This is a genomic window from Streptomyces sp. ADI95-16 (assembly GCF_003721495.1).
Taxonomy (GTDB): Bacteria; Actinomycetota; Actinomycetes; order Streptomycetales; family Streptomycetaceae; genus Streptomyces; species Streptomyces goshikiensis.
On sequence record NZ_CP033581.1, the window covers coordinates 2466127 to 2490532 of the forward strand.

The following is a 24406-nucleotide window of genomic DNA, read 5'->3' on the forward strand; positions in this document are numbered from 1 at the left end:
GCCGGTCGCGGGACCGGTCGCGGGCGCGGTCGCGGGCGCCCGCTTCACAGGGCGGGTCCGGAGCAGGCGCAGGTCGTGGCCCCGGGCGGGCCCTGGGCGGGTATGGAGAAGGCGGCGCCCTCGGGAAGCGCCTCGCAGGTCACGTACAGCACGACGGGTTCGCTGCCGAGGTTGCGTCCGAGGTGGACGTGCCGGGCGCCCGGGGGCTCTATGAAGCTGGTCCCCGCCCGGTGTACCTCGACCGAGTCGTCGTAAAGGATCCGGGTCAGCGTCCCGGACCTGACCACCGCGATCAGCTGTACCCGGTGGTAGTGCCAGCCGGTGCAGCCCCCGGGGGCTATGACGATCTCGCGGCCTTCGAGACCGGCATGGCCCGCCGCTCCGGGGCGCCGCGCCGTTGCCTGCCGTCCACTCATCTGCTCCCCCTCCGCGACCTCCGGCCGCAGTCCCTCGGACACCGTAGGAGGACATCCTCTAATCCAGTGAGGATCGATGAAACCCCAACATCCCACTTCCGCAAGGTGATATGGGGGCCGGGAGGCGGTATCACTCCGGCATGAGTCTCGTCGTGTTCGAGTCGGTGAAACACGTCCACTGCGCGGAGTGCCGGCGGGGCCCGATCCGGCACGTGGTCCGCGAGGCCGGCGTGCCCCGCTGCCTGGACTGCGCCGACCTGGGCCACCTGGTCTACCTGCCGCGCGGCGACGCGGCGCTCACCCGCCGGGCGCGGGAGGCCAGTTCGCTCTCGGCGGTCGTGGTCCGCCTCCACAAGCGCCGCCGCCGTTACGAACGCCGGGGCCTGCTCGTCGAGGACGCCGCCCTGGCCCGCGCCGAGCGCGCCTGCCTCGCGGACGCCGAGGCGCGGGCCCGCCGCCGGGAACGCGACCGGCTGCGCCGCGCCGCCGAGGACACCCGGTTCACGGCCGCGTTCGCCGCCGAGATACGGCGGTTGTTCCCCGGCTGCCCGGCCGGCCGCGCCCAGGCGATCGCGGCGCACGCCTCGCTGCGCGGGAGCGGCCGGGTGGGGCGTACCGCGGCCGGCCGGGCCCTCGACGAGCAGGCGGTATCGATGGCGGTCCGGGCCGCGGTACGCCACCTCGACACGGAGTACGACGCCCTGCTGATGGCGGGCATCCCCCGCTTCGCGGCCCGGGCCCGGCTGGCGCCGCGCATCGACGCGATCCTCGGCGGATGGCGTACGGGCACCGTCGCGGCCGAGCCCGAGACGGCCCGGGGCGGGCCTAGCTGACCCGGAACCGGCGGTAGAGCAGCACTCCGCCGAGCAGCAGCGCACCACCCGCGGGCAGGGCGTAGCCGACGGCGTCGGCCCCGGTGTGGGCGAGGGCCGAGGTGTGCCGGGGCGGCTCGGGCGTGACCGGCTGGGCCGGAGTGACGGGAGTGACGGGAGTGACGGGAGTGACCACCACGGGCTTCGCCGGGGTGACGGGCTTCGTGACGGTGGGCGGCTGGACGGGCTTGCCCCCGCTGGGCTGCTCCCCGTTGACGGAGGTGTTGCCGAACGTGGGGTTGCCGATCCCGACGACGCTGACCCCGTTGCCGCTGACGTTCAGCGGCAGGTCGACGGGAAGCTGGATCCCGTTGCCCGACAGCACACCCGGAGAATCCTTTCCGCTCCCATGGGCGCTCGCCCCGCCACTAGTCCCGGACGCTTGTTCGGACGCGTGCGAGGCTCCGGACCCGGTCCCGGAGGACCCGGACCCCGACGCGGAGGTCCCGCGCCCCTGCGACCCCGCGTTGGCGCACCGGTTCCCGGCCGCCGGGTTGAGCAGCCCGACGACGCTCACCGTGTTCCCGCACACGTTCACCGGCAGGTGCACCGGCAACTGCACCAGGTTCCCCGACGCCACGCCCGGCGAACGCTCGGCCGCCCCGTTCGCGTCCGCATCGGCGTAGGCGAAGCCACCCACCCCGGCGACGGCCAGTCCGCCACCCGCGACCACCGCCGCGATCAAGCCATTCCGACGACTGTGACGCATCAGCTTCCTGCCTTCCGGAGAGTTCACGAGCACAACGCCCGCACCGGACACAACGCCGTTGAACCCGTTCGGGTTATACGGCCGATAGGCATTTCACTCCATCGTGTCGGGGAGCCTTCGGCTTAACGGGGGTCGGCCCGGGCCTCGGGTCAGCGCCGCACGAGGGCCGTGACCGGGTCCGGGGAGGCGGTGCCGGTGGGCCACCAGTCGTTGTCGCCGAGGCGGTCCTCATAGGCGTACCAGAGGCCCTCGCGGCTCAGGCGGAGTTGGCGGTTCAGGGCGGTGAGACGGTTGCGGTCGGGGCGGAACGAGCCCTGTCCGGCGGCGAGCAGCGCCGGGCGGGCGCGGTCGAAGGGGCCCGCCGGGGGGTCCCAGGGCTCGTCGAGGGCGACGAGCGCGGGCAGCCCGCCCTGGCGCCAGGCCGCGGCGCCCCGGGCCAGGTCCGTGGTCGTACGGCCGGTGGCGCGGGCCAGGTCCCGGTACAGGGCGCGGGCCGAGCCGGTGAGCCCGGCCGTGGGATGCGCGGACGCCAGCCGGACGGCGTCCTGCCAGAGCGTGAGGCCCGCGATGGGGTCCTCGCCGGTGGTGAGCAGGGCGAGGGCCCGGGCGGCGGCGTCCGTGGCGAGCTGGTCCAGGGACAGGGGGTCCGGGGCGGCCGGATCAGCCGGGTAGGCGGGCGGCAGCCCCACGGCGGCGGGCGCCGCGAGCGGGGCCGGCAGCGGCGGCAGCACGGTGCGCGCCAGCGCCTGGCGCGCCGGAACCCCGGGGAAGTCCGGTTCGGCGTCGGGCTGTTCGCGCGCGGCGTGGGCGGCGTTGCGGCGGGTCAGCTCTTCGAGCAGCTCCCGCTCGCCCCGGCCGCGCAGGAGCAGCAGCACGAACGGGTCCTCGTCGAGCAGCCGGGCCGCCCGGTAACAGAGGGCCGCCGCATGCTTGCACGGCGGGCGCCCGACATCCGGACAGGAGCAGCGCGGGACGAGCTCGCCCGCGCCGGGCAGGACCGACCCCGCCAGCGCCTGCGGAACCTCCCTCTCCAGCAGCGCGGCGAGCGCCGCCGGATCGGCCGCCACCGCCTCCAGGAGCTCAGACCACTCGGCGTCCGCGAAGGCGGTCAGCGCCAGCTCGGTACGGTACGGGCGCGGCCTGCCGCCCCGGACGTAGGCGACGATCCGGCCCGGGGTGATCGTGACCGCCTCGACATGGCCCTCCGCCGCGTACGCGCGACCGCGCACCAGCCGGGCCGCGTCCCGGGCGCGCTCCTCCAGGGCCGCCACCCAGGCCCGGCCCCACCAGGTCGTGGCCTCCACACCGGGGGGCACGGTCTCGAAGGTGCGGCGGCGGTCGTCCCGCGCGGTGATCACGCCGGCCTCCGCAGCGAGACCAGGTCGGCCAGCTCGCGGTCGGTCAGCTCGGTCAGCGCCGACTCGCCGGAGCCGAGGACGGCATCCGCCAGGGCGCGCTTCGCCTCCAGCATCTCCGCGATCCGGTCCTCGACCGTGCCCTCCGCGATGATCCGGTGGACCTGTACCGGCTGGGTCTGCCCGATCCGGTACGCGCGGTCGGTGGCCTGCTCCTCCACGGCCGGGTTCCACCAGCGGTCGAAGTGGATGACATGCCCCGCCCGGGTCAGGTTCAGCCCGGTCCCGGCCGCCTTCAGCGACAGCAGGAACACCGGCACCTCGCCCGCCTGGAACCGGTCCACCAGCTCCTCGCGGCGCGGCACCGGCGTCCCGCCGTGCAGCAGCTGGTTGGCGATCCCGCGCGCGGCGAGGTGCCGCTCGATGAGCCGGGCCATCGTCACGTACTGGGTGAAGACCAGCACCGAACCGCCCTCCGCGAGGATCGTGTCGAGGAGTTCGTCCAGCAGCGCCAGCTTGCCCGAGCGGTGCGCGATCCGGGGCTGCTCCTCCTTCAGGTACTGCGCCGGGTGATTGCAGATCTGCTTCAGCGATGCCAGCAGCTTCATGATCATGCCGCGCCGCTCCATGCCCTCGCTCGCCTCGATCACGGCCATCGCCTCATCCACGGCGGCCTGGTACAGCGAGGCCTGCTCGCGCGTCAGCGACACCGGATGGTCCGTCTCCGTCTTCGGCGGGAGCTCGGGCGCGATCCCGGGATCGGACTTCTTGCGGCGCAGCAGGAACGGCCGTACCAGCGCGGCGAGCCGGGCGACGGCCGCCTCGTTGCCGCCGTCCTCCTCCTGCTGGTGCTCCACCGGACGGGCGTGCCGCGCCCGGAACGCGGTGAGCGGGCCCAGCAGGCCGGGCGTCGTCCAGTCGAGCAGCGCCCACAGCTCGGAGAGGTTGTTCTCCACCGGGGTGCCGGTCAGCGCCACCCGCGCGGGGGCCGGGATCGTCCGCAGCGCCTTCGCCGTCGCCGACAGCGGGTTCTTGACGTGCTGCGCCTCATCGGCGACGACCATGCCCCAGCCCTGCTCGGCCAGCCGGGCGGCGCCCGCGCGCATCGTCCCGTACGTGGTGAGCACGAACCCGCCTGCCAGCCCGTCGAGACTGCGGCCGGCCCCGTGGAAACGGCGCACCGCAGTGCCCGGCGCGAACCTCTCGATCTCCCGCTGCCAGTTGCCCAGCAGCGACGCCGGGCACACCACCAGCGTCGGCTCGGGTCTGTCCCGGTGCAGGTGCAGCGCGATCAGCGTGACCGTCTTGCCCAGGCCCATGTCATCGGCGAGGCAGCCGCCGAGGCCGAGCGAGGTCATCAGGTCCAGCCAGGCCAGACCGCGCGCCTGGTAGTCGCGCAGGGTCGCCTTCAGCGCGGCCGGCTGCGGCAGCGGGGCCAGCTCCCCGGTCAGCCGCTCCCGCAGGGCCGCCAGCGCGCCCACCGCAACCGCCGCGACCGGCTCCCCGTCCACCTCGGCCGTGCCCGTCAGTACGGTGGCCAGCGCGTCCACCGGGTCCAGCAGGCCCAGCTCCCGCTTGCGGGCCTTGCGCACCAGCTCCGGATCGACCCGCACCCACTGGTCGCGCAGCCGCACCACGGGCCGGTGCGCCTGCGCGAGCGCGTCCATCTCGCCCGGGGTGAGCCGGTCGCCGCCGAGCGCGAGCTCCCAGGAGAACGCGAAGAGGTGCTGGGCATCGAAGAACGCGGTGCCATCGGTGGCGGAGCCGGGCGCCATCGACCGTACGACGGCGCTCGCCGACAGCGTACGGGCCAGCTCGCGCGGCCAGTGGACCACGACCCCGGCGGCGGCCAGCCGGGGCGCGACGGCGCCCAGCAGGTCTTCGAGCTCGGGGTCGGACAGGGCCAGCGCATCGGGGACCGGCTGGTCCAGCAGCCGCAGCAGCGGCGGCCAGATCCGGGCGGCCCGGCGCAGCGCGAGCACCGCATCGATCCGGGCGCGGGGGCCGAACCCGGCGGCCGCCGCCCCCGCCCACAGCACCCCGGCGTCGGTGACGAGGGTGGGGTCGGCGAGGCTGTGGACCTGGACGACGGCGGCGCCCGCACGGCGGGTGTCCTCGGGCTCCGCCTCGTCGAAGAGGCGGAAGGAGGACAGGTCCAGCCGGAGCGAGATCCCGACCCCGGTGTCGGCGCCGGCCGCGACCTGCGCCGCCCAGTCCTGTATCCCCGGCACCCGCTGCGGCTCCCGCGCGGCGAACGGCCGCCCGACGGCGGCGGGCGCGGCCGGAGTCCGGGGCAGGCTGTCCGCGACGGCGTCGAGGAAGGCCCGCACCAGGGCTTCCGGTTCCGGCAGCCGGAGCGGCCGGGCCCCGGCCAGCGGGGTGGCGTACGCCTCGTGGGGCAGGGCGGCGGCGATCGCCCGCAGGTGCCCGACATCCGCCGCGTCGAGCGGGCCGGCGCGCCAGGCGTCGATGCCCTCGGGGGTGACCCCGGGGAGCAGCCGGCCGCGCGCGACCAGGGTGAGCGCCTGGACGGCGGCGGTGCCCCAGGCGCGGGTGGCCGGATGCGCGCCGGCGCTGCGCGGGGCCCGCGCCAGGAGCGGCAGGGCGGCGGCGACGGACAGGACGAGGCCGGGGACGGTACGGGTACGGGGCGCGGCGGTGGGGCCCTGCGGCCGGACGAGCGTGAGCGGGGTCGTCTCACCGGGGAGGGGGTCCCCGTCGGGCGCCCAGAAAACCATCCGGCCCTCGCGGGGAACGGGGGCGGGGAGGAACACGGCGGCATGCCGCAGCAGTGCGGTCTGCGGGGTCACGCGGGCTCCCTCCGGGTCGGTCTTCCACTCCTGCGACGAGTCTAGGCGGAGCCACTGACAACCCCTCTGACCTGCCCCTACGTCGCCCTACCCATGGCCGCCGCGCTCCGCCGGGCCCTGCGGGCCGGCGCCCCCGGCGCCCCCGGCGCCGATCGTGAACGAGCTCGCGAGCCCGGCCTGATCCGAAAGACAGGCCCTGGCTCCGCGGGCCCTCGGCGCGCCGCCGGTGGGACCATGGACGGGGAGAGCGAGGCGATGGCCATGCGTTCCGGAAACGAGCCGGTGACCGCCCGCAGTCCGCTGCGGCTGCGGTTCTGGCTGAGCCTGTGGGGGCTGATCTGGGCCGCCGCCGGAACCGTCCTGTTCTCGCTGGCCGGCCGTCCGGGGTGGGCGGCCGCCTGCGCGGTCGTCGTGGTGCTGGCGGCGGTCGACCTGGCCGTTGTGATCCACCACATCCACCAGGGCCCGCACTACCAGCCGGGCCCGGACATCCCCCCGTACGAACCGCCGAGCCGCCGCTGAACCGGCCGCGCCGCCGCGGCCCCGGCGACCCGCCCCGGCGGCCAGTCCCGGCGGCCGGCAACTCATCCCCGCAGCCCCGGCCGCCCGCCCCGACGCCCGGCAACTCATCCCGGCGGCCGACGCCCGGCGGCCCGCCCCGGCGCCCCGCGGCTCACTCCTCGAAGCGCGCCGCCGCCAGATAGTCGGGCTGCGGATCCAGGGCGGCGGCGAGCCGGAAGTGCTTGCGCGCCTGCTCGGGCCGTCCGGAGCGCTCATGGGTCCGGGCCAGCGCGAAGTGCGCGAACGCGTTGTCCGGCTCCCGCTCCAGCACCAGCTCGAACTCCAGCGTCGCCGGACGGAGTTGGGCGGCGGCGAAGAAGGCCCGGGCGCGCAGCAGCCGGGCCGCCGTGTTCTCCGGGTGCGCGGCTATGACCGAATCGAGGAGCTTGACGGCGCCGCGCGGATCACGGGCGGCGAGCAGCTGCTCGGCGGCCCGGTAGTCGATGACATGCGTCTCCGGGCTGCCGGCCCCCGAGGAGGACGGCTGCGAGGGACGCGGCGGACGCGACGGCGGATTGGTCTCGGACACGATCGGATCCTTCCCTCCGCGGAGCGTTCCACGCCCCGCTCCACACCGGCCTCAGGCTCCTGCGGCCGATGCCGCGGCCCGCGCCGCGAGTTCCTCCCACACCTTGCGCACCTGCGGCTCCAGCGCCTCCAGCGGCCCGTCGTTGTCGATCACGAGCGTGGCCACCGCCAGCCGCTGCTCCCGCGTCGCCTGCGCGGCCATCCGGGCCCGCGCCTCCTCCTCGGTCATCCCGCGCAGCGCGGTCAGCCGGGCCAGCTGCGTCCCGGGCGCGGCGTCCACCACGACCACCAGGTCGTACAGCGGCGCCAGCCCGTTCTCGGCGAGCAGCGGTACGTCGTGCACCACGATCGCGTCGGCGCCCACGGCCGCCTCCAGCTCGGCGGACCGCGCCCCGACCAGCGGGTGCACGATCGAGTTCAGGGTCTGGAGCTTCGCCGGGTCTGCGAACACGAGCGAGCCCAGCTTCGGGCGGTCCAGCCGCCCTTCCGGGGTCAGCACGGACTCCCCGAACGCCGCGACGACGGCCGCGAGCCCCGGCGTACCGGGCTCCACGACCTCCCGCGCGATGCGGTCGGCGTCCACGACGACCGCCCCGTACCCCGCCAGCAGCCGCGAGACCTCGCTCTTGCCGGCTCCGATTCCGCCCGTCAGACCAATCTTCAGCATGCCCGGCACCCTAGCCCCCGCGCCCCGGCCCACGTACAGCCCCCTGCCCCGGCTACGCCCCGCCCCTCGCGGACCCGACGAACGGACGGACGGCTCAGCCCTCGCCCTCGCGCTCCGCGAGGAACCGCTCGAACTCGCGCCCGATCTCATCGGCCGACGGGATATCGGCGGGCTCGGCGAGCATGTTCCCCCGCGTCTCGGCCCCGGCCGCCGCGTCGTACTGGTGCTCCAGCCCCTGGACCAGGCTGACGAGTTCCTCGTCGCCCTCCCGGATCTGGCGGTCGATCTCCGTCTGCGTGCGGTGCGCCTCGGTGCGCAGGGCGTGCGCCACGGCGGGCAGGACCAGCCCGGTCGCCGCCGTGATCGCCTCCAGCGCCGTCAGCGCCGCGTCCGGGTACGGGGAGCGGGCGACGTAGTGCGGGACGTGCGCCGCGACGCCCAGTACGTCGTGCCCGGCCTGCCCGAGGCGGAACTCGACGAGCGACTCCGCGCTGCCCGGCACCTGCGCCTCGTCGAACGGGCTGCGGTGACCCGGCATCAGGTCGGTGCGGTTGCCGTGCGGGGTGATGCCGACGGGCCGCGTGTGCGGGACGCCCATGGGGATGCCGTGGAAGTTGACCGAGAGCCGGACGCCGAGGCGTTCGACGATCTGGCGCACCGCGACGGCGAAGCGCTCCCACTCCACGTCCGGCTCGGGGCCGGAGAGCAGCAGGAACGGCGCGCCCGTGGCGTCCTGTACGAGGCGCACCTCCAGGCGGGGCTCCTCGAACTCGGACCAGTGGTCGCGCTGGAACGTCAGCAGCGGGCGGCGGGCCCGGTAGTCCACCAGGCGGTCCGCGTCGAAGCTGGCCACCAGCTGGTGGGGAAGGGTGTCGAGGAGGCGCTCGACGATCTGCTCGCCGGCCTCACCCGCGTCGATGTACCCCTCGAAGTGGTAGAGCATGACCAGCCCGGCCGAGTCCTGGGCAAGCGCCAGGTCGGCCACCGCCAGGCCCTTGGCGTCCCATTCGTACAAACCCTGTGGATCAAGCACCGTCACCACTCCTCCTCGCCTCGTTCTCTGCCAAGAACGTCCAAGGCGGCGCCGCCATTCCCCAGTTGACGGCTTTCACAGGAACGCGGGCGAAAGTCCCCGGCCCGCGCCCCTCAACGGGGGACCCGGGCGCGTCGGCCGGGCACGCGGAAAGGCCCGCCCCCCTGAGGGGACGGGCCTTTCCTTTCAGCTCAGCTCACACCCGCGCCGAGGCGCGGAGCGTGGTGCGCGCTGCGATCAGCTCTGGCCGCCGGCCAGCTTCTCGCGGAGCGCGGCCAGGGCCTCGTCCGAGGCGAGGGCGCCCGAGGTCTCGTCCGACTCCGAGGAGTACGAACCGCCCGAGATGCCCGCGCCGCCACCGGCGTTGCCACCGGCGGCCGGGGCGGCAGCGCCCTCGGCAGCGGCGGCCTCGTCGGCCTCGCGGCTCTTGATGACCTGCGCCTGGTGCTGCTCGAAGCGCGTCTGCGCCTCGGCGTACTGGCGCTCCCACGTCTCGCGCTGGGAGTCGAAGCCCTCGAGCCAGTCGTTGGTCTCGGGGTCGAAGCCCTCGGGGTAGATGTAGTTGCCCTGGTCGTCGTAAGACGCGGCCATGCCGTACAGGGTCGGGTCGAACTCGACCGACGCCGGGTCGGCACCGAAGGACTCGTTGGCCTGCTTCAGCGACAGCGAGATCCGGCGACGCTCAAGGTCGATGTCGATGACCTTGACGAAGATCTCGTCGTTGACCTGGACGACCTGCTCCGGGATCTCCACGTGGCGCTCGGCCAGCTCGGAGATGTGGACCAGACCCTCGATGCCCTCGTCCACGCGGACGAACGCACCGAACGGAACCAGCTTGGTGACCTTACCCGGGACGACCTGACCGATCTGGTGGGTCCGGGCGAACTGCTGCCACGGGTCTTCCTGCGTCGCCTTCAGCGACAGGGAGACGCGCTCGCGGTCCATGTCGACGTCGAGGACCTCGACGGTGACTTCCTGGCCGACCTCGACAACCTCGGACGGGTGGTCGATGTGCTTCCAGGACAGCTCGGAGACGTGCACGAGACCGTCGACGCCACCCAGGTCCACGAAGGCACCGAAGTTGACGATCGAGGACACGACGCCGGAGCGGACCTGACCCTTCTGCAGGGTGGTGAGGAACGTCTGGCGAACCTCGGACTGGGTCTGCTCGAGCCAGGCGCGGCGGGACAGGACCACGTTGTTGCGGTTCTTGTCCAGCTCGATGATCTTCGCCTCGAGCTCCTTGCCCACGTAGGGCTGGAGGTCCCGGACGCGACGCATCTCGACGAGAGAGGCCGGCAGGAAGCCGCGGAGGCCGATGTCGAGGATGAGACCACCCTTGACGACCTCGATGACGGTACCGGTGACGATGCCGTCTTCTTCCTTGATCTTCTCGATGGTGCCCCAGGCACGCTCGTACTGAGCGCGCTTCTTCGAGAGGATCAGGCGGCCTTCCTTGTCCTCCTTCTGGAGAACCAGGGCCTCGATCTCGTCGCCGACCTTGACGACCTCGTTCGGGTCGACGTCGTGCTTGATCGAGAGCTCGCGGCTGGGGATGACGCCTTCGGTCTTGTAACCGATGTCGAGGAGAACCTCGTCCCGGTCAACCTTGACGATGACGCCGTCGACGATGTCGCCATCGTTGAAGTACTTGATCGTCTCGTCGATCGCCGCGAGGAACGCGTCCGCGTCGCCGATGTCGTTGACCGCAACCTGCGGAGTGGTGGCGGTGGTCTCGGTGCTGCTCGTCATGTGGGAAAGGGCTCCGGTTACGGACAGAAAGTCGTAGGTACTGCTACGCCGGGAGCCCTTATCGGCATCCACCGAAGACCGGACAGCCAAGGAGGCCCCCGATCCGCGAGAAGAGCGGCGGGGCCTCGAAAACCGAGGGGACATCAACAGATGCAAGCGCAGCCTGCTAGGTCTGAGGAGCACAGGCTCGCAGCGCAACTTGTAGCATACGGGGGCAGCCGGACAGGGTCAATGCGCGAAGGCGCACACCCCGGGCGGATCGCCGCATATCCGGCACAATTCGTGGGCGGGCGGGCTCCGATGGCCCTTCCCGGTCACTTTCGGACCTCTTTCCGACCTCTTTCCGCAGACTACGACGACGGGCCCCATGAACCAAGAGGACTACGCCCCCGAAGAAGCGTACGAAGCCGACGGCGGCGCCGGCGACGACGCCGAGGCCACCCGGCGTGAGGCGGACGACACGGAGAGCAGCCGGGCGAGCCGCGGCTGGTGGGACCGCAACGCCGACGAGTACCAGAGCGAGCACGGCGCCTTCCTCGGCGACGACCGCTTCGTATGGGGGCCGGAAGGCCTGGACGAGGCGGAGGCCGGGCTGCTGGGCCCCGCGGCCTCCCTGAAGAACAAGGACGTCCTGGAGATCGGCGCCGGCGCCGCCCAGTGCTCGCGCTGGCTGGCCGCCCAGGGCGCCCGCCCGGTGGCCCTGGACCTCTCGCACCGCCAGCTCCAGCACGCCCTGCGCATCGGCGAGGACGTGCCCCTGGTGGAGGCCGACGCCGGCCGGCTGCCCTTCCGCGACGGCTCCTTCGACCTGGCCTGCTCCGCGTACGGCGCCGTCCCCTTCGTCGCCGACCCCGTCAACGTGATGCGCGAGGTGCGCCGCGTCCTGCGCCCCGGCGGCCGCTGGGTCTTCTCCGTGACCCACCCCATCCGCTGGGCGTTCCCCGACGAGCCCGGCCCCGAGGGGCTGTCCGTCGCCGCGTCCTATTTCGACCGGACCCCGTACGTGGAGCAGGACGAGCAGGGCCGCGCCGTCTACGTGGAGCACCACCGCACCCTCGGCGACCGGGTCCGCGACGTGGTCGCGGGCGGGTTCCGCCTGGTGGACCTGGTCGAGCCGGAGTGGCCCGCCTGGAACACCCAGGAGTGGGGTGGCTGGTCCCCGCTGCGCGGCAACCTGATCCCCGGCACCGCGGTCTTCGTCTGCGAGAGGGACTGATACCCCCGTGACCGCGATCCGCCAGGCCGATCTCGACGCCCTTCCGGTACGGGAGGCCCTGCCCGCGCTGGTCTCCGCCCTCGACGGGCACGGCACCGCCGTGCTGTGCGCGCCGCCCGGCACCGGCAAGACCACCCTGGTCCCGCTGGTCCTGGCCGGCCTGGTCGGCGGCGGTCCCCGGCGCCGGGTCGTGGTCGCCGAGCCCCGGCGGATCGCCGCCCGGGCGGCGGCGCGGCGGATGGCCTGGCTGCTGGGCGAGCAGGTCGGCGGCTCGGTGGGCTTCACGGTGCGCGGGGAGCGGGTGGCGGGGCCGGGGACGGTGGTCGAGGTCGTCACCACCGGGGTGCTGCTCCAGCGGTTGCAGCGCGACCAGGAGCTGTCCGGCGTCGACGTGGTGATCCTGGACGAGTGCCACGAGCGGCACCTCGACGCCGACACCGTCGCCGCGTTCCTGCTGGACGTACGGGAGACCCTGCGCCCGGAGCTGCGGCTGGTGGCGGCTTCGGCGACGACCGACGCGGCCGGCTGGGCGCGGGTGCTCGGTCACGGCCGTCCCGGCGGCGCGCCGGTGGTGGCGGCCGCGGGGGTCTCGTACCCGGTGGAGACGGTGTGGGCGCCGCCGGCCCGGCCGGTGCGGCCGCCGCACGGCATGCGGGTGGACCCGGCGCAGCTGGCGCACGTGGCGTCGGTGGTCCGGCGGGCGCTGGAGGAACGTTCCGGCGATGTCCTGTGCTTCCTGCCCGGCGTGGGCGAGCTCGCCCGGGTGGCCGGGCAGCTGGGCGGGGTCGACGCGGAGGTGCTCCAGATCCACGGCCGGGCTCCGGCGGCCGTCCAGGACGCGGCGCTGGCCCCCTCGGCGCACCGCAGGGTGATCCTGGCGACCGCGGTCGCGGAGTCCAGCCTGACCGTGCCGGGCGTACGGGTGGTGGTGGACTCGGGGCTGGCGCGCGAACCCCGGGTGGACCACGCGCGGGGCCTGGGCGCGCTGGCGACCGTACGGGCGTCCCGCGCGGCCGGGCGCCAGCGGGCGGGCCGCGCGGGACGCGAGGCCCCGGGCACGGTGTACCGCTGCTGGTCACAAGCGGAGGACGGCCGCCTGCCGACGTTCCCGTCCCCCGAGATCCGGATCGCGGACCTGGCGCAGTTCGCGCTCCAGGCGGCCTGCTGGGGCGACCCGGACGCGGCCGGGCTGGCGCTGCCGGACCCGCCGCCGGCCGGGGCGATGGCCGCGGCGCGGGAGGTGCTGGTCGCGGTGGGCGCGGTCGCGCCGGACGGCCGGGTCACCCCGCGGGGCGTCGGCATGTCCCGCCTCGGCCTGCACCCGCGGCTGGCCCGGGCGCTGCTGGACGGGGCCGCCGCCGTCGGCCCCCGGCGGGCGGCGGAGCTGGTGGCGCTGCTGAGCGAGGAGCCGCCGCGGGAGTACGGGGACGACCTGGCCGCCGCGTGGCGGCGGGCCCGGGCGGGCGGCGACGCGTACGCCACCCGCTGGCGCACGGAAGCCACCCGCCTGCGCCGCTCCGCCGGTGGGGCCGACGGTTCGGCCGCGCCGGCGACCGCCGGGCCCGTCGGCGCGGTGTCCGGTGACGACGCCGCCGCCGGGCTCGTCGCCGCGCTGGCGTTCCCGGAGCGGGTGGCGAAGGCCAAGGGAGAGGGGGCCTTCCTGATGGCCTCCGGCACCGCGGCCGAACTCGGCGACGGATCGCGGCTGCGCAGCGCCCCCTGGCTGGCCGTCGCCGTCGCGGACCGGGGCCCGCACTCCGCGTCCGCCCGCGTCCGGCTCGGCGCCGTCCTCGACGAGGACACCGCCCGCGCGGCCGCCGCGCACCTGCTCACCTCCGGCGATGAGGTCCGCTGGGAGGACGGGGACCTCGTCGCCCGCGCGACGCACCGGCTCGGGGCGATCGCGCTCGCCGTCCGCCCGCTGAGGAACCCCGACCCGGTCCTGGTCCGGGCCGCGCTCCTGGAGGGGCTCCGCTCCGACGGGCTCGGCCTGCTGCGCTGGACCCCGGACGCGCGAGCCCTCCGGGCCCGGCTCGGGTTCCTGCACCGGACGCTCGGCGGCGCCTGGCCCGACGTGGCGGACGACGGGGTGCTGCTGGCGCGGGCCGACGACTGGCTGGAGCCGGAGCTGTCGCGGGCCCGCCGCCGCGCCGACCTGGCCCGGATCGACGCCGGGCAGGCCCTGAACCGGCTGCTGCCCTGGGCCACCGGTGAGGCCGCCCGGCTCGACGAGCTGGCCCCGGAACGGATCGAGGTGCCCAGCGGTTCCCGGATCCGGGTGGACTACTCCGCCGAGCACGGGCAGCCCGTCCTCGCCGTGAAGCTCCAGGAGCTGTTCGGGCTGGCCGAGACCCCGAGGGTGGCCGGGGTGCCGGTCCTCGTGCACCTGCTGTCCCCGGCCGGGCGGCCCGCCGCCGTCACCGCCGACCTGGCCTCCTTCTGGCGGGGCGGCTACCTCGCGGTCCGCGCCGAGCTGCGCGGCCGCTACCCCAAGCACCCGTGGCCGCAGGACCCGGCGACCGCCGAGCCCACCCGGCACACCAACGCCCGCCTCAGGCGGTGACCCGCTTCCCGGTACCGGCCCCGTCCCGCCGGCCCCGGCCGCGGCCCCGCGCCTCCAGCCACAGCGCCAGCCCGAGGACCACGAGCCCGCCGGCCGCGAGGCCGATCGGCGCGTACGTGTGCAGCGCGAGGACCTTCGTACGGTTGGACCTGACCAGGTCGAGGGTGTACGCGGCGTAGTCCGGGCGGATCTTCACGTGCCCGGCGAAGACGGTGAGCCTGCCGTCGGGCGCGCCGGCCGCGATGCCGCCGCGCATCTCCTGTTCGATGACCTGCTCGGCGTTGACGGGCGCGCCGGTGACCGGGTCGACCCAGAACATCGCCTTGGCCTGGTACCAGAGGCTGGTGCCGGTGCTCTGCTCGAAGGTCGCCGGGTCGATGCCCTCGATCGGCATCTTCTTCGGCAGGGGGACCTTCGTCCAGGGGACGGTCTGCTCGTAGTAGTAGACCTTCATCCCCTTGTACGTGCGCGGGCCCGCGTAGTGGATCGGCGAGGAGGTACGGGTCTGCGCGTCGAAGTAGAGGTAGTCGCGCGGCTCGGTGAAGAACGGCCACTTGAACTCGATGCCCACGCGTGTGACCGGGTCCCCGTCGACCGTCTCGCCCGTGGCGTGCACCGGGTCCTGGGTGTGCGCGTCGAAGATGTAGCGCTCGGGGATCTGGGAGACCATCTTCCCGTCGGGCCCGATGATGTACGAGAGGGTGTCCCAGACGACGACGTCCTTGCCGGCGCTCGCCTCGATCTCCTTCGACGCCTCCACATTGCCCTTGAGGGTCTGGACGATGGTGACCTTGTCGACCTTCTTGGGCTGCATGCCGGCGGTGTAGTCGAGCAGCGTCGCGTCCTTCGCCTCCAGGACCATCTCCTGGTACTGGCTCGGCGGGATCTTGGCGAGCCGGGGGTACGCGTACCAGCGCAGCAGCGGCGCGAGAGCGGCGAGGAACACGGCGAGGGCGAGCAGGACGAGGCTGGCGGTACGTCTCAAGGCCGGGCCTCCTCTACTGTCCGGGCGCGCTGGGCGCGGTGGTGAGCAGGGGCTTGGGCGAGGTCTTGCCGTCGGGCGCCCCGAGCGCCGTGACGGCGAACACGAGGGCCAGCGCGGCGGCAAGACCGATGGCGGCGGCGATGAGTGCGCGCATGCCGGGGCCTCCGGAATCTGATCGGGCGTCAGGGCGGAGGCACCGTAACAACGCGGAGGCGAGATGAGAACCGTTCGAGCCGCGGATCACGGGAATCCCACTGACCTGCGACCGAACCCCACGCTTGGCCCGCCCGCCCACGTGTCGCGCACGGCGGACGGCCGGTCCGTGGAACACTGATCATCAAAACACACAGTAATCAATCGATTACTCATGGCGATCGGAGAGAAATGCGCAGACCTCGACTCAAAGCCGTGGCGTGGGCCGTGCCGGTTGTAGCGGTGCTCGGTCTCGCCGGGCCTGTGGACGCGGCCCCCCTGGCGGCCATCCCGTGCGACGTCACCGCACTCAACAACGCGATCATCGCCGCGAACAACAACACCGGACCGCAGACCATCCGGCTCGCGCGCAAATGCGTCTACAACGTCCTGACCCCGGCGTCCACCGGGGGTCTCGGCGCCAACGCCCTGCCCAAGATCACGGGCACCGTCACCCTGCTGGGCAACCAGACCACCATCCGACGGGACCCCGACGCGGCCGACTCCTTCCGCATCGCGCAGATCGACGGCCCCAACGGTCGCCTGACCGTCGAGGGCGTCACCGCGACCGGTGGCGGCTATCTCGACTACGCCGGCACCTACCTGCCCACGGACGGAGGGACGCTCATCCTCCGGCGCAGCACCGTGACCAACAGCACGGCGAACCAGGGCGGCGCCATCTACGTCAACCAGGGCAGCACCCTGGAGATCTACGACAGCGTCCTGCGGGACAGCGCGGCCCAGCGAGGAGGCGCCATCTCCAACGGGCCCGGCAGCACCACCCTGCTGCAGAAGACCAGAGTGCTGGGGAACCAGGCCACGGAGCTGGGGGGCGGCATCTTCACCGCCGGGACCTCACTGACCATCAAGAACTCGCACATCGGTGGCAACCGCGCCTTCCAGCAGGGCGGCGGAATCTACAACGACCGCGCTCCGATGAACATCTCCTCGACGACCATCGCCAACAACCGCGCGGGCGAACTGGGCGGCGGCATCGCCAATGACGGCACCACCACACTGACGAACTCACAGGTGCGGCGCAACGTCGCGCTGAACGGCGGCGGCGTCTGGCAAGGGGCCGACGCCAGCGCCCTGGGCCTCGTCAACAGCCGGATCGTCGACAACACGCCCAACAACTGCCGGCCCGTCGGGGCGGTTCCCGGCTGCACGAACTGACGCCGGCACCGATCAGCGCCCACGGTCGTCGCCTCGGCTACGGGGTCTCCCCCGGGGTCGGCCGGGGCGCCGGCGGTGTGGTGGACGGGGACGGCGCGGGCTTGGACGTGGGCTTCGCCGTGGGTGACGGGCTCGCCGTCGGCTTCGGATCCGGCGTCGGCGTGGGCTTCGGAGTCGGCGTCGGCGTAGGAGTCGGCGTGGGCGTCGGCGTAGGCGTCGGCGTAGGCGTCGGCGTAGGCGTAGGCGTAGGCGTAGGCGTAGGCGTAGGCGTAGGCGTCGGCGTAGGAGTCGGCTTCGGCGTAGGCGTCGGCTTCGGAGTCGGCGTAGGAGTCGGGACCGGCGTCGGCGTCGGCGTCGGGACCGGCGTCGGCTTCGCGGGGGTGCCCGCGGCCGGGCCGGCGCGGTCGGGTACTTCGTGCGTCCCCTTCAGGTAGTACGTGAACCAGGACCGCACCGTCCTCAGGTACTCCCCGGACTGGTTGTACGACAGCACCGCCCGGTCCAGGTCCGCCCCCACCCGCAGGTCACGGCTGCCCGCGCACAGGTAGCGCCCGGCGGCGAGGGCCGCGTCGTGGACGTTGTTCGGGTCGCGCCGGCCGTCGCCGTCCGCGTCCTGGCCCCACGCCGCCCACGTGGACGGGATGAACTGCATCGGCCCGACGGCCCGGTCGTACACCGGGTCCCCGTCGTACGCCCCTCGGTCGGTGTCCCGGATGTTCGCGAAGCCGTTGCCGTCGAGCACGGGCCCCAGGATCGGCCGGAGCGTGGTTCCGGCGGCGTCGACCTGACCGCCGCGCGCCTGCCCGGACTCGACCTTCCCGATCGCCGCGAGCAGCTGCCAGCGCAGCCCGCACCCGGGGTCGGTCCTGCCCACCACCTGCTCCGCGCGCCGGTACGCGGCCAGCACGGTGGCCGGTATCCCCTGCGCGCCCTCCCCGGAGCCCGTGACCACCAGCTCGCCGGCCGGGCGTTCCCGCTCCACCGCCGTCGCGGGCCGCGCGGGCGCGGGCGACGGCGCCGCCGACGGGGCGACCGGCGGCTCGGGGCTCACCTGCGGCGGGAGTTCGGCGAGGTAGCTGCCGTCCCCGCCGGAAGCGACCGCCCCACCGGGCGGCGCCGCCTGCGCATCGCCGGCCGCGGCGACCAGCTCCTCGCGTACGGCGGCCGGGCCCTGGGAGGCGGTCACGGCGGCGACCACCAGAGCGGAGATCACGGCGGCGGACCCGCCCCTGCGCAGCCTGCGGACGTATCGAGCCGATATTCGAGCCGGCATGGGCCGGGCCCCCTCCCCCTCGACGTCCGCGTGACCCTACGTCAACTCCCTGTGCACAGCACGCATTCGTACCCGGATTTCACGACTTCCCCACGTCTCGCGCAGCTCACGCATACTGTCCGGACCCGTTCGAGACGCATTGGGCCGAAGTAAGGAAACCCTGAAGAGGGCCTCGGACAGCGACCGGACATCACCCCGCCCATCACCCCGGACATCAAGGAGAGGCGCCATGCCGTTCACCCTCAGCCATGCGGCCGCCGTGCTGCCCGCGATCCGCCGGACCGGCCGCGCGCGGGGACCACTGGTGGCCTCGGCGCTCGTCCTCGGCTCCTTCGCACCCGACACGTTCTACTTCCTGGACGCGGTCGTCGAAGGCGTCATGGGGTACGGCGAGTTCACCCACTCCCCCACCGGCGTGGTGACGGCCGACGCCGCGCTCACCGCCGTCCTCGCCGCCTGCTGGCTGCTGCTGCGCGAGCCGCTGGTCGCGCTGCTGCCGCCCGCCTGGCGGGGCAGGGTGTACGGGCTGGTGCGCGGCGAGGACTGGCGTACCCGCCGGCTTCCCGCGCTGGCGCTCTGGTTCTACGCCTCGGCGGTCATCGGGTCGCTGACCCACATCGCCTGGGACAGCTTCACGCACCTGGACCGCTGGGGTACCAACGCCGTACCCGCCCTCGGCCGGCCGTTCGCCCTCGGGCTGCCCCTGTACTCGTTCCTCCAGTACGGCAGTTCGGCGCTCGCCGCCTGCGTCCTGGTCTGGTTCACGGGGACGGCGCTGCGCCGGCTGCCGCGCTCCCCGGCGCCCGCGGCGGTGCCGGTGCTGGGCCGCGCGGAGATCTGCGCGGCGCTCGCCCTGCTGGTGGTGTGCGTGGCGGTGGGCATCACGATGCGCGTGGTGCGCTTCTTCACGTTCTTCGACCGGATCCGCACCCCGTTCGACATCATCCCGACCGTCTGCTTCGGCGCGGGCGGCGGCCTCGCCGTGGCACTGCTGCTGTACGGGGCGCTCGTCCGCCTGCGCCGGCGCCGAGACCGCGACGCCCACACCGCCTCCGACACCGACGCCGACGCCGAAACGCGAACGCCCGTCCCCACCGCATAACGGAAAGGACGGGCGCTGCCCCTGCCGGGGCGGTACGCGGATCAGTGCGCGGCGGACTCCCAGTCGGGCCCGACGCCGACGGACACGTCCAGCGGGGCGCGGAGCTCGACGGCGGCGCCCATCTCGCGGCGCACCAGCTCCTCCACCTTCTTCCGCTCGCCCGGGGCGATCTCCAGCACGATTTCGTCGTGGACCTGGAGCAGCATCCGCGACTTCAGCCCGGCCTCGGTGATCGCCTTGTCCACGCGCAGCATCGCGACCTTGACGATGTCGGCGGCGGTGCCCTGGATCGGGGCGTTCAGCGCCATCCGCTCGGCGGCCTCGCGGCGCATCCGGTTGTCGCTGTTGAGGTCGGGCAGGTAGCGGCGGCGACCGAGCACGGTCTGCGTGTACCCGGTGGCGCGGGCCTCCTCCACGACGCGCTGGAGGTAGTCCCGCACCCCGCCGAACCGCTCGAAGAACGTCTCCATCAGGCCGCGCGCCTCGCCCGGCTCGATGTTCAGCTGCTGGGAGAGACCGAACGCGGACAGCCCGTACGCCAGCCCGTACGACATCGCCTTGATCTTGCGGCGCATCTCCGGATCGACCTCGCTGCGCTCCACGCCGAACACCTGGGAGGCGACGGTGGTGTGCAGGTCCTCACCGGACAGGAACGCCTCGATCAGGCCCTCGTCCTCGGAGAGGTGGGCCATGACGCGCAGCTCGATCTGGCTGTAGTCGGCGGTCATCAGGGACTCGAAGCCCTCGCCGACGACGAAGCCCCGGCGGATCGCCCGGCCCTCGTCGGTCCGCACCGGCACGTTCTGCAGGTTGGGGTCGGTGGAGGACAGCCGGCCGGTCGCGGCGACGATCTGGCTGAAGCTGGTGTGCACCCGGCCGTCGGCGCCGATCGTCTTGACCAGGCCCTCGACCGTCACGCGCAGCTTGGCCTGCTCCCGGTGCCGCAGCATGATCACGGGCAGTTCGTGGTCGGTCTGCGTGGCCAGCCAGGCCAGCGCGTCCGCGTCGGTGGTGTAGCCGGTCTTGGTCTTCTTCGTCTTCGGCAGGTCCAGCTCCCCGAAGAACACCTCCTGGAGCTGCTTGGGCGAGCCGAGGTTGAACTCGTGCCCGACCGCCGCGTGCGCCTCCTTCACCGCCTGCTGCACGGCCCCGGCGAACTGCTGCTCCATGGCCTCCAGGTGGTCGCGTTCGGCGGCGATGCCGGCCCGCTCCATCCGGGCGAGCAGCTCGGACGTCGGCAGCTCCATCTCGTGGAGCAGCTCGGCCGCGCCGACCTCGGCGAGCCGGCCGGTGAAGGCGTCACCCAGGTCGAGGACCGCGCGGGCCTGCGCCATCAGCGCCTCCGCCTCGGCCGTGTCATCGGAGCCGAAGGCCAGCTGACCGTCCTGCGCGGCGGGCTGCAGCTCGCGGTGCAGGTACTCCATCGACAGCACGTCCAGCGCGAAGGAGCGGCGGCCCGGCTTGACCAGGTACGCGGCGAGCGCCGTGTCCATGGCGACGCCGGCCAGCGACCAGCCGTGCTCGGGGAAGACCCGCATCAGGCCCTTGGCGTTGTGCACCACCTTCGGCTTCGACGCGTCGGCCGCCCAGGCCGCGAAGGCCCGCTCGTCGGCCTCGTCCAGCACGGACGGCTCGAACCAGGCGGCGGCCCCGCCGGCCGCGGCCAGCGCGATCTCGCTGACGTTGCCCTGGCCCAGCGCCCAGCTGTCCACGGTGGAGATGCCGAGCGGCGCTCCCGCGTGGGCCTCCAGCCACGGCGCGAGCTCGCCCGCGCCCAGCACGGACGCGTCCAGCTCCACGCCCGCCACCGGAGCGGGCGCCTCCTCCTCGGCCGCGCCCGGGTCCACCGCCAGCAGCCGCTCGCGCAGCGAGGCGTTGCGGATCTCCAGCACGTCCAGCACACCGGTCACGGCCGTGCGGTCGTAGGGGGCGCGCTCCAGGTCGGCCGGCGTCTTCGGCAGCTCCACGTCCTTGACCATCTCGGTCAGGACCCGGTTCAGCTTCACGGCCTCCAGGTGGTCCCGGAAGTTCTGCCCGGCCTTGCCCTTGACCTCCTCGGCGCGCTCCACCAGCTCCGCGAACGACCCGAACTGGGTGATCCACTTGGCGGCCGTCTTCTCCCCGACGCCCGGGATGCCCGGCAGGTTGTCGGACGGGTCGCCGCGCAGCGCCGCGAAGTCCGGATACTGCCGCGGGGTGAGCCCGTACTTCTCCTCGACCTTCTCCGGGGTGAACCGGGTCAGTTCGGAGACGCCCTTCGTCGGGTACAGCACGGTGGTGTGCTCCGACACCAGCTGGAAGGAGTCCCGGTCACCCGTGACGATCAGCACGTCGAACCCGAGCGCCTCCGCCTGCGTGGCCAGCGTCGCGATCACGTCATCGGCCTCGAAGCCGTCGACCGCGAACCGCGGCACGCTCATCGCGTCGAGGAGCTCGCCGATCAGCTCCACCTGCCCCTTGAACTCGTCGGGGGTCTTGGAACGGTTCGCCTTGTACTCGGGGAACTCCGTCGAACGCCACGTCTTGCGGGACACGTCGAACGCCACCGCGAAGTGCGTGGGCGCCTCGTCGCGCAGCGTGTTCGCCAGCATCGACGCGAAGCCGTAGATGGCGTTGGTCGGCTGGCCGCCCGCGGTCGTGAAGTTCTCCGCGGGCAGCGCGAAGAACGCCCGGTACGCCAGGGAGTGCCCGTCCATGAGCATCAGGCGGGGGCGGTCCGCTGCGGTCGTCTGGTCGGTCTTCTTCGATGCTGAATCTGCCACGCCCCCGATCCTAGGCGGCCCCAGTGACAATTCCGGCGTCGGTGAGGTCCCGCAGGGCGTGACAGGATCTGGCGACTACACCCACTTACGCGCGGCGGCCGACGCCGCGCTGCTCTACTGCTCGACTGCTCGAAGGGGAGCGACATGGCCACCAAGCCGCCCGCAGGTGATCCCGTACAGGACGCGCCGCAGGTCGCGCCCCCCAAGCACGCCGCCGCCGGCCTGCCCGCGATCGGCCACACCCTGCGCATCGCCCAGCAGCAGATGGGCCTCGCCCGCACCGCGCGCACCCTGCTCAAGGTCAACCAGAAGGACGGCTTCGACTGCCCGGGCTGCGCCTGGCCCGAAGGCGACAAACGACACACCGCCGAATTCTGCGAGAACGGCGCCAAGGCCGTCGCCGAGGAAGCCACGCTGCGCCGGGTCACCCCGGACTTCTTCGCGGAGCACCCGCTCGCCGACCTCGCCGGACGCTCCGGGTACTGGCTGGGCCAGCAGGGCCGCATCACCGAGCCCATGTACCTGCCCGAGGGCGCCGACCGGTACGAGGCCGTCCCCTGGGAGCGGGCCTTCGAGATCATCGCCGAGGAGCTGACCGCCCTCGCCTCCCCCGACGAGGCCCTCTTCTACACCTCGGGCCGCACCAGCAACGAGGCCGCGTTCCTCTTCCAGCTCTTCGCCCGCGAATTCGGCACCAACAACCTGCCGGACTGCTCCAACATGTGCCACGAGTCCTCGGGCTCCGCGCTGAACGAGACCATCGGCATCGGCAAGGGCAGCGTCTCCCTCGAAGACCTCCACCAGGCCGACCTGATCATCGTCGCCGGACAGAACCCGGGCACCAACCACCCGCGCATGCTCTCCGCCCTGGAGAAGGCCAAGGCCTCCGGCGCGAAGATCATCTCGGTGAATCCGCTGCCCGAGGCCGGCATGGAGCGGTTCAAGAACCCCCAGACCCCCGTCGGCATGCTCAAGGGCACCGCTCTCAACGACCTCTTCCTCCAGATCCGCATCGGCGGCGACCAGGCCCTCTTCCGCCTCCTCAACAAGCTCGTCATCAACACCGAGGGCGCCACCGACCAGGCCTTCATACGCGAGCACACCCACGGGTACGAGGACCTCGTCACCGCCGCCAAGGACACCGACTGGGACGAGACCCTCACCGCCACCGGCCTCACCCGCCCCGACATCGAACGCGCACTGGCCATGATCCTGGCCTCCGAGCGCACCATCGTCTGCTGGGCCATGGGCCTCACCCAGCACAAGCACTCCGTCGCCACCATCCGCGAGGTCGTCAACCTCCTCCTGCTGCGGGGCAACATCGGCCGCCCCGGCGCCGGCGTCTGCCCCGTCCGCGGCCACTCCAACGTCCAGGGCGACCGCACCATGGGGATCTTCGAACGCCCCGCGCCCGCCTTCCTCGACGCCCTCGACGAGGAATTCGGCATCACCTCGCCGCGCGGCCACGGCTACGACGTCGTCCGCTCCATCGAGGCCCTGCGCGACGGCAAGGCCAAGGTCCTCTTCGCCATGGGCGGCAACTTCGTCGGAGCCACCCCCGACACCACCGTCACCGAGGCCGCGATCCGCCGCGCCTCCCTGACCGTGCACGTCTCCACCAAGCTCAACCGCTCCCACGCGGTCACCGGCCGGCGCGCCCTGATCCTGCCCACCCTCGGCCGCACCGACAAGGACGTCCAGGCCGCTGGCAAGCAGTTCGTCACCGTCGAGGACTCCATGGGCATGGTCCACGCCTCCCGCGGCAACCTCACCCCCGCCTCCCCGCACCTGCTCTCCGAACCCGCGATCGTGGCCCGCATGGCCCGCGCCGTCCTCGGCGCCGGCTCCGCCACCCCGTGGGAGGAGTTCGAGCGGGACTACGCCACCATCCGCGACCGGATCTCCCGCGTCGTCCCCGGCTTCGAGGACTTCAACGCCCGCGCCGCCCGCCCCGAGGGCTTCCGGCTCCCGCACGCCCCGCGCGACGAACGCCGCTTCCCCACCAAGACCGGCAAGGCCAACTTCACCGGCGCGCCCGTGGAGTACCCGCGCGTCCCGGAAGGCCGGCTGCTCCTGCAGACCCTGCGCAGCCACGACCAGTACAACACCACCATCTACGGCCTCGACGACCGCTACCGGGGGATCACCGGCGGCCGCCGCGTCGTCATGGTCAACCCCGAGGACGCCGCCGAGCTCGGGCTCGCCGACGGCTCGTACACCGACCTCGTCAGCGAATGGCGCGACGGCGTCGAGCGCCGCGCGCCCGGCTTCCGCGTCGTGCACTACCCGACCGCGCGCGGCTGCGCGGCCGCCTACTACCCGGAGACCAACGTGCTGGTCCCCCTCGACTCCACGGCGGACACCAGCAACACCCCCGCGAGCAAGTCCGTCGTCGTGCGCTTCGAACCGGCCTGATAAAACGACCTCAGGACAA

General features: G+C 73.4%; 19 protein-coding genes. 7 read left to right on the forward strand and 12 right to left on the reverse strand.

The features are described from left to right. Positions 1-44: 44 nt before the first annotated feature. Positions 45-458 carry a cupin domain-containing protein gene (locus tag EES41_RS10700; protein WP_254211398.1) on the reverse strand — a complete coding sequence of 138 codons (414 nt, stop codon included), beginning with the start codon at positions 456-458 and terminating at the stop codon, positions 45-47. 98 nt (positions 459-556) lie between these two features. Here EES41_RS10700 and EES41_RS10705 point away from each other — a divergent pair, with 98 nt between their 5' ends. Beyond that, positions 557-1249 (forward strand): DUF2293 domain-containing protein, encoded by a 693-nt coding sequence (locus tag EES41_RS10705; protein ID WP_164495803.1) that lies wholly within the window; start codon positions 557-559, stop codon positions 1247-1249. On the opposite strand, the gene EES41_RS10710 is transcribed toward EES41_RS10705, so the two are convergent. The 3 genes from EES41_RS10710 to EES41_RS10720 all read right to left on the reverse strand — a co-directional run bounded on the left by EES41_RS10710 (position 1242) and on the right by EES41_RS10720 (position 6162). Beyond that, positions 1242-1997 (reverse strand): chaplin, encoded by a 756-nt coding sequence (locus tag EES41_RS10710; protein ID WP_123077581.1) that lies wholly within the window; start codon positions 1995-1997, stop codon positions 1242-1244. The two genes, EES41_RS10705 and EES41_RS10710, sit on opposite strands and share 8 nt — an antisense overlap. A 149-nt stretch (positions 1998-2146) precedes the next feature. Further along, positions 2147-3355 carry an SWIM zinc finger family protein gene (locus tag EES41_RS10715; RefSeq protein ID WP_123077583.1) on the reverse strand — a complete coding sequence of 403 codons (1209 nt, stop codon included), beginning with the start codon at positions 3353-3355 and terminating at the stop codon, positions 2147-2149. After that, positions 3352-6162 (reverse strand): DEAD/DEAH box helicase, encoded by a 2811-nt coding sequence (locus EES41_RS10720; RefSeq protein ID WP_123077585.1) that lies wholly within the window; start codon positions 6160-6162, stop codon positions 3352-3354. The genes EES41_RS10715 and EES41_RS10720 overlap by 4 nt, the downstream gene beginning before the upstream one ends. Before the next feature lie 234 nt (positions 6163-6396). Here EES41_RS10720 and EES41_RS10725 point away from each other — a divergent pair, with 234 nt between their 5' ends. Further along, positions 6397-6684: a DUF6343 family protein gene (locus tag EES41_RS10725; protein ID WP_123077587.1), complete on the forward strand. Its 288-nt coding sequence runs from the start codon at positions 6397-6399 to the stop codon at positions 6682-6684. Positions 6685-6835: 151 nt separating this feature from the next. Here the strand turns inward: EES41_RS10725 and EES41_RS10730 are convergent, their stop codons facing one another. The 4 genes from EES41_RS10730 to rpsA all read right to left on the reverse strand — a co-directional run bounded on the left by EES41_RS10730 (position 6836) and on the right by rpsA (position 10703). After that, on the reverse strand, positions 6836-7168 hold the full coding sequence (locus tag EES41_RS10730) for a tetratricopeptide repeat protein (RefSeq protein ID WP_037792926.1): 333 nt from the start codon (positions 7166-7168) through the stop codon (positions 6836-6838). A gap of 135 nt (positions 7169-7303) precedes the next feature. Further along, a complete protein-coding gene (gene coaE / locus EES41_RS10735) occupies positions 7304-7918 on the reverse strand; it encodes a dephospho-CoA kinase (RefSeq protein WP_123077589.1) in 615 nt (204 codons plus the stop codon). Positions 7919-8012: 94 nt separating this feature from the next. After that, positions 8013-8951, reverse strand: coding sequence for a PAC2 family protein (locus EES41_RS10740; protein ID WP_123082384.1), 939 nt, complete (start codon positions 8949-8951; stop codon positions 8013-8015). 237 nt (positions 8952-9188) lie between these two features. Continuing rightward, entirely contained in the window at positions 9189-10703 is a 1515-nt protein-coding gene (gene rpsA, locus EES41_RS10745; RefSeq protein WP_123077591.1) for a 30S ribosomal protein S1, read from the reverse strand. A 367-nt stretch (positions 10704-11070) separates the two neighbouring features. Here rpsA and EES41_RS10750 point away from each other — a divergent pair, with 367 nt between their 5' ends. Both EES41_RS10750 and hrpB read left to right on the forward strand, forming a co-directional pair. After that, positions 11071-11919, forward strand: coding sequence for a class I SAM-dependent methyltransferase (locus EES41_RS10750; protein ID WP_123077593.1), 849 nt, complete (start codon positions 11071-11073; stop codon positions 11917-11919). Between the two features lie 7 nt (positions 11920-11926). Continuing rightward, positions 11927-14482: an ATP-dependent helicase HrpB gene (hrpB, locus tag EES41_RS10755; protein ID WP_254211399.1), complete on the forward strand. Its 2556-nt coding sequence runs from the start codon at positions 11927-11929 to the stop codon at positions 14480-14482. On the opposite strand, the gene EES41_RS10760 is transcribed toward hrpB, so the two are convergent. Together EES41_RS10760 and EES41_RS10765 are read right to left on the reverse strand one after the other, a co-directional pair. Continuing rightward, the gene (locus tag EES41_RS10760; protein WP_123077595.1) at positions 14472-15467 is read right to left on the reverse strand and encodes a DUF3068 domain-containing protein; all 996 of its coding nucleotides are present in this window, start codon (positions 15465-15467) and stop codon (positions 14472-14474) included. The genes hrpB and EES41_RS10760 overlap by 11 nt on opposite strands. A gap of 13 nt (positions 15468-15480) precedes the next feature. Continuing rightward, the gene (locus tag EES41_RS10765; RefSeq protein ID WP_106433338.1) at positions 15481-15621 is read right to left on the reverse strand and encodes an SPW_0924 family protein; all 141 of its coding nucleotides are present in this window, start codon (positions 15619-15621) and stop codon (positions 15481-15483) included. 266 nt (positions 15622-15887) lie between these two features. Between EES41_RS10765 and EES41_RS10770 the strand changes: the two genes are divergently transcribed. Next, complete coding sequence (locus EES41_RS10770; RefSeq protein WP_254211400.1) at positions 15888-16835, forward strand: right-handed parallel beta-helix repeat-containing protein; 948 nt, start codon at positions 15888-15890, stop codon at positions 16833-16835. Between the two features lie 37 nt (positions 16836-16872). On the opposite strand, the gene EES41_RS10775 is transcribed toward EES41_RS10770, so the two are convergent. After that, positions 16873-18108 (reverse strand): lytic transglycosylase domain-containing protein, encoded by a 1236-nt coding sequence (locus EES41_RS10775; RefSeq protein ID WP_174261669.1) that lies wholly within the window; start codon positions 18106-18108, stop codon positions 16873-16875. A 229-nt stretch (positions 18109-18337) separates the two neighbouring features. Here EES41_RS10775 and EES41_RS10780 point away from each other — a divergent pair, with 229 nt between their 5' ends. Then, positions 18338-19210 carry a DUF4184 family protein gene (locus EES41_RS10780; protein WP_254211401.1) on the forward strand — a complete coding sequence of 291 codons (873 nt, stop codon included), beginning with the start codon at positions 18338-18340 and terminating at the stop codon, positions 19208-19210. A 41-nt stretch (positions 19211-19251) separates the two neighbouring features. Here EES41_RS10780 and polA read toward each other — a convergent pair whose 3' ends face one another. Next, entirely contained in the window at positions 19252-21972 is a 2721-nt protein-coding gene (gene polA, locus EES41_RS10785; RefSeq protein WP_123077601.1) for a DNA polymerase I, read from the reverse strand. A gap of 144 nt (positions 21973-22116) precedes the next feature. Here polA and EES41_RS10790 point away from each other — a divergent pair, with 144 nt between their 5' ends. Next, on the forward strand, positions 22117-24387 hold the full coding sequence (locus tag EES41_RS10790; RefSeq protein ID WP_123077603.1) for an FdhF/YdeP family oxidoreductase: 2271 nt from the start codon (positions 22117-22119) through the stop codon (positions 24385-24387). The last annotated feature ends 19 nt before the right edge of the window (positions 24388-24406 follow it).

Coding starts and splice junctions, on each gene's coding strand:
- EES41_RS10705 (WP_164495803.1), top strand. CDS start 557: ATGAGTCTCGTCGTGTTCGAGTCGGTGAAACACGTCCACTGCGCGGAG.
- EES41_RS10710 (WP_123077581.1), bottom strand. CDS start 1,997: ATGCGTCACAGTCGTCGGAATGGCTTGATCGCGGCGGTGGTCGCGGGT.
- EES41_RS10725 (WP_123077587.1), top strand. CDS start 6,397: ATGGACGGGGAGAGCGAGGCGATGGCCATGCGTTCCGGAAACGAGCCG.
- coaE (WP_123077589.1), bottom strand. CDS start 7,918: ATGCTGAAGATTGGTCTGACGGGCGGAATCGGAGCCGGCAAGAGCGAG.
- rpsA (WP_123077591.1), bottom strand. CDS start 10,703: ATGACGAGCAGCACCGAGACCACCGCCACCACTCCGCAGGTTGCGGTC.
- EES41_RS10750 (WP_123077593.1), top strand. CDS start 11,071: ATGAACCAAGAGGACTACGCCCCCGAAGAAGCGTACGAAGCCGACGGC.
- EES41_RS10765 (WP_106433338.1), bottom strand. CDS start 15,621: ATGCGCGCACTCATCGCCGCCGCCATCGGTCTTGCCGCCGCGCTGGCC.
- EES41_RS10775 (WP_174261669.1), bottom strand. CDS start 18,108: ATGCCGGCTCGAATATCGGCTCGATACGTCCGCAGGCTGCGCAGGGGC.
- EES41_RS10780 (WP_254211401.1), top strand. CDS start 18,338: ATGCCGTTCACCCTCAGCCATGCGGCCGCCGTGCTGCCCGCGATCCGC.
- EES41_RS10790 (WP_123077603.1), top strand. CDS start 22,117: ATGGCCACCAAGCCGCCCGCAGGTGATCCCGTACAGGACGCGCCGCAG.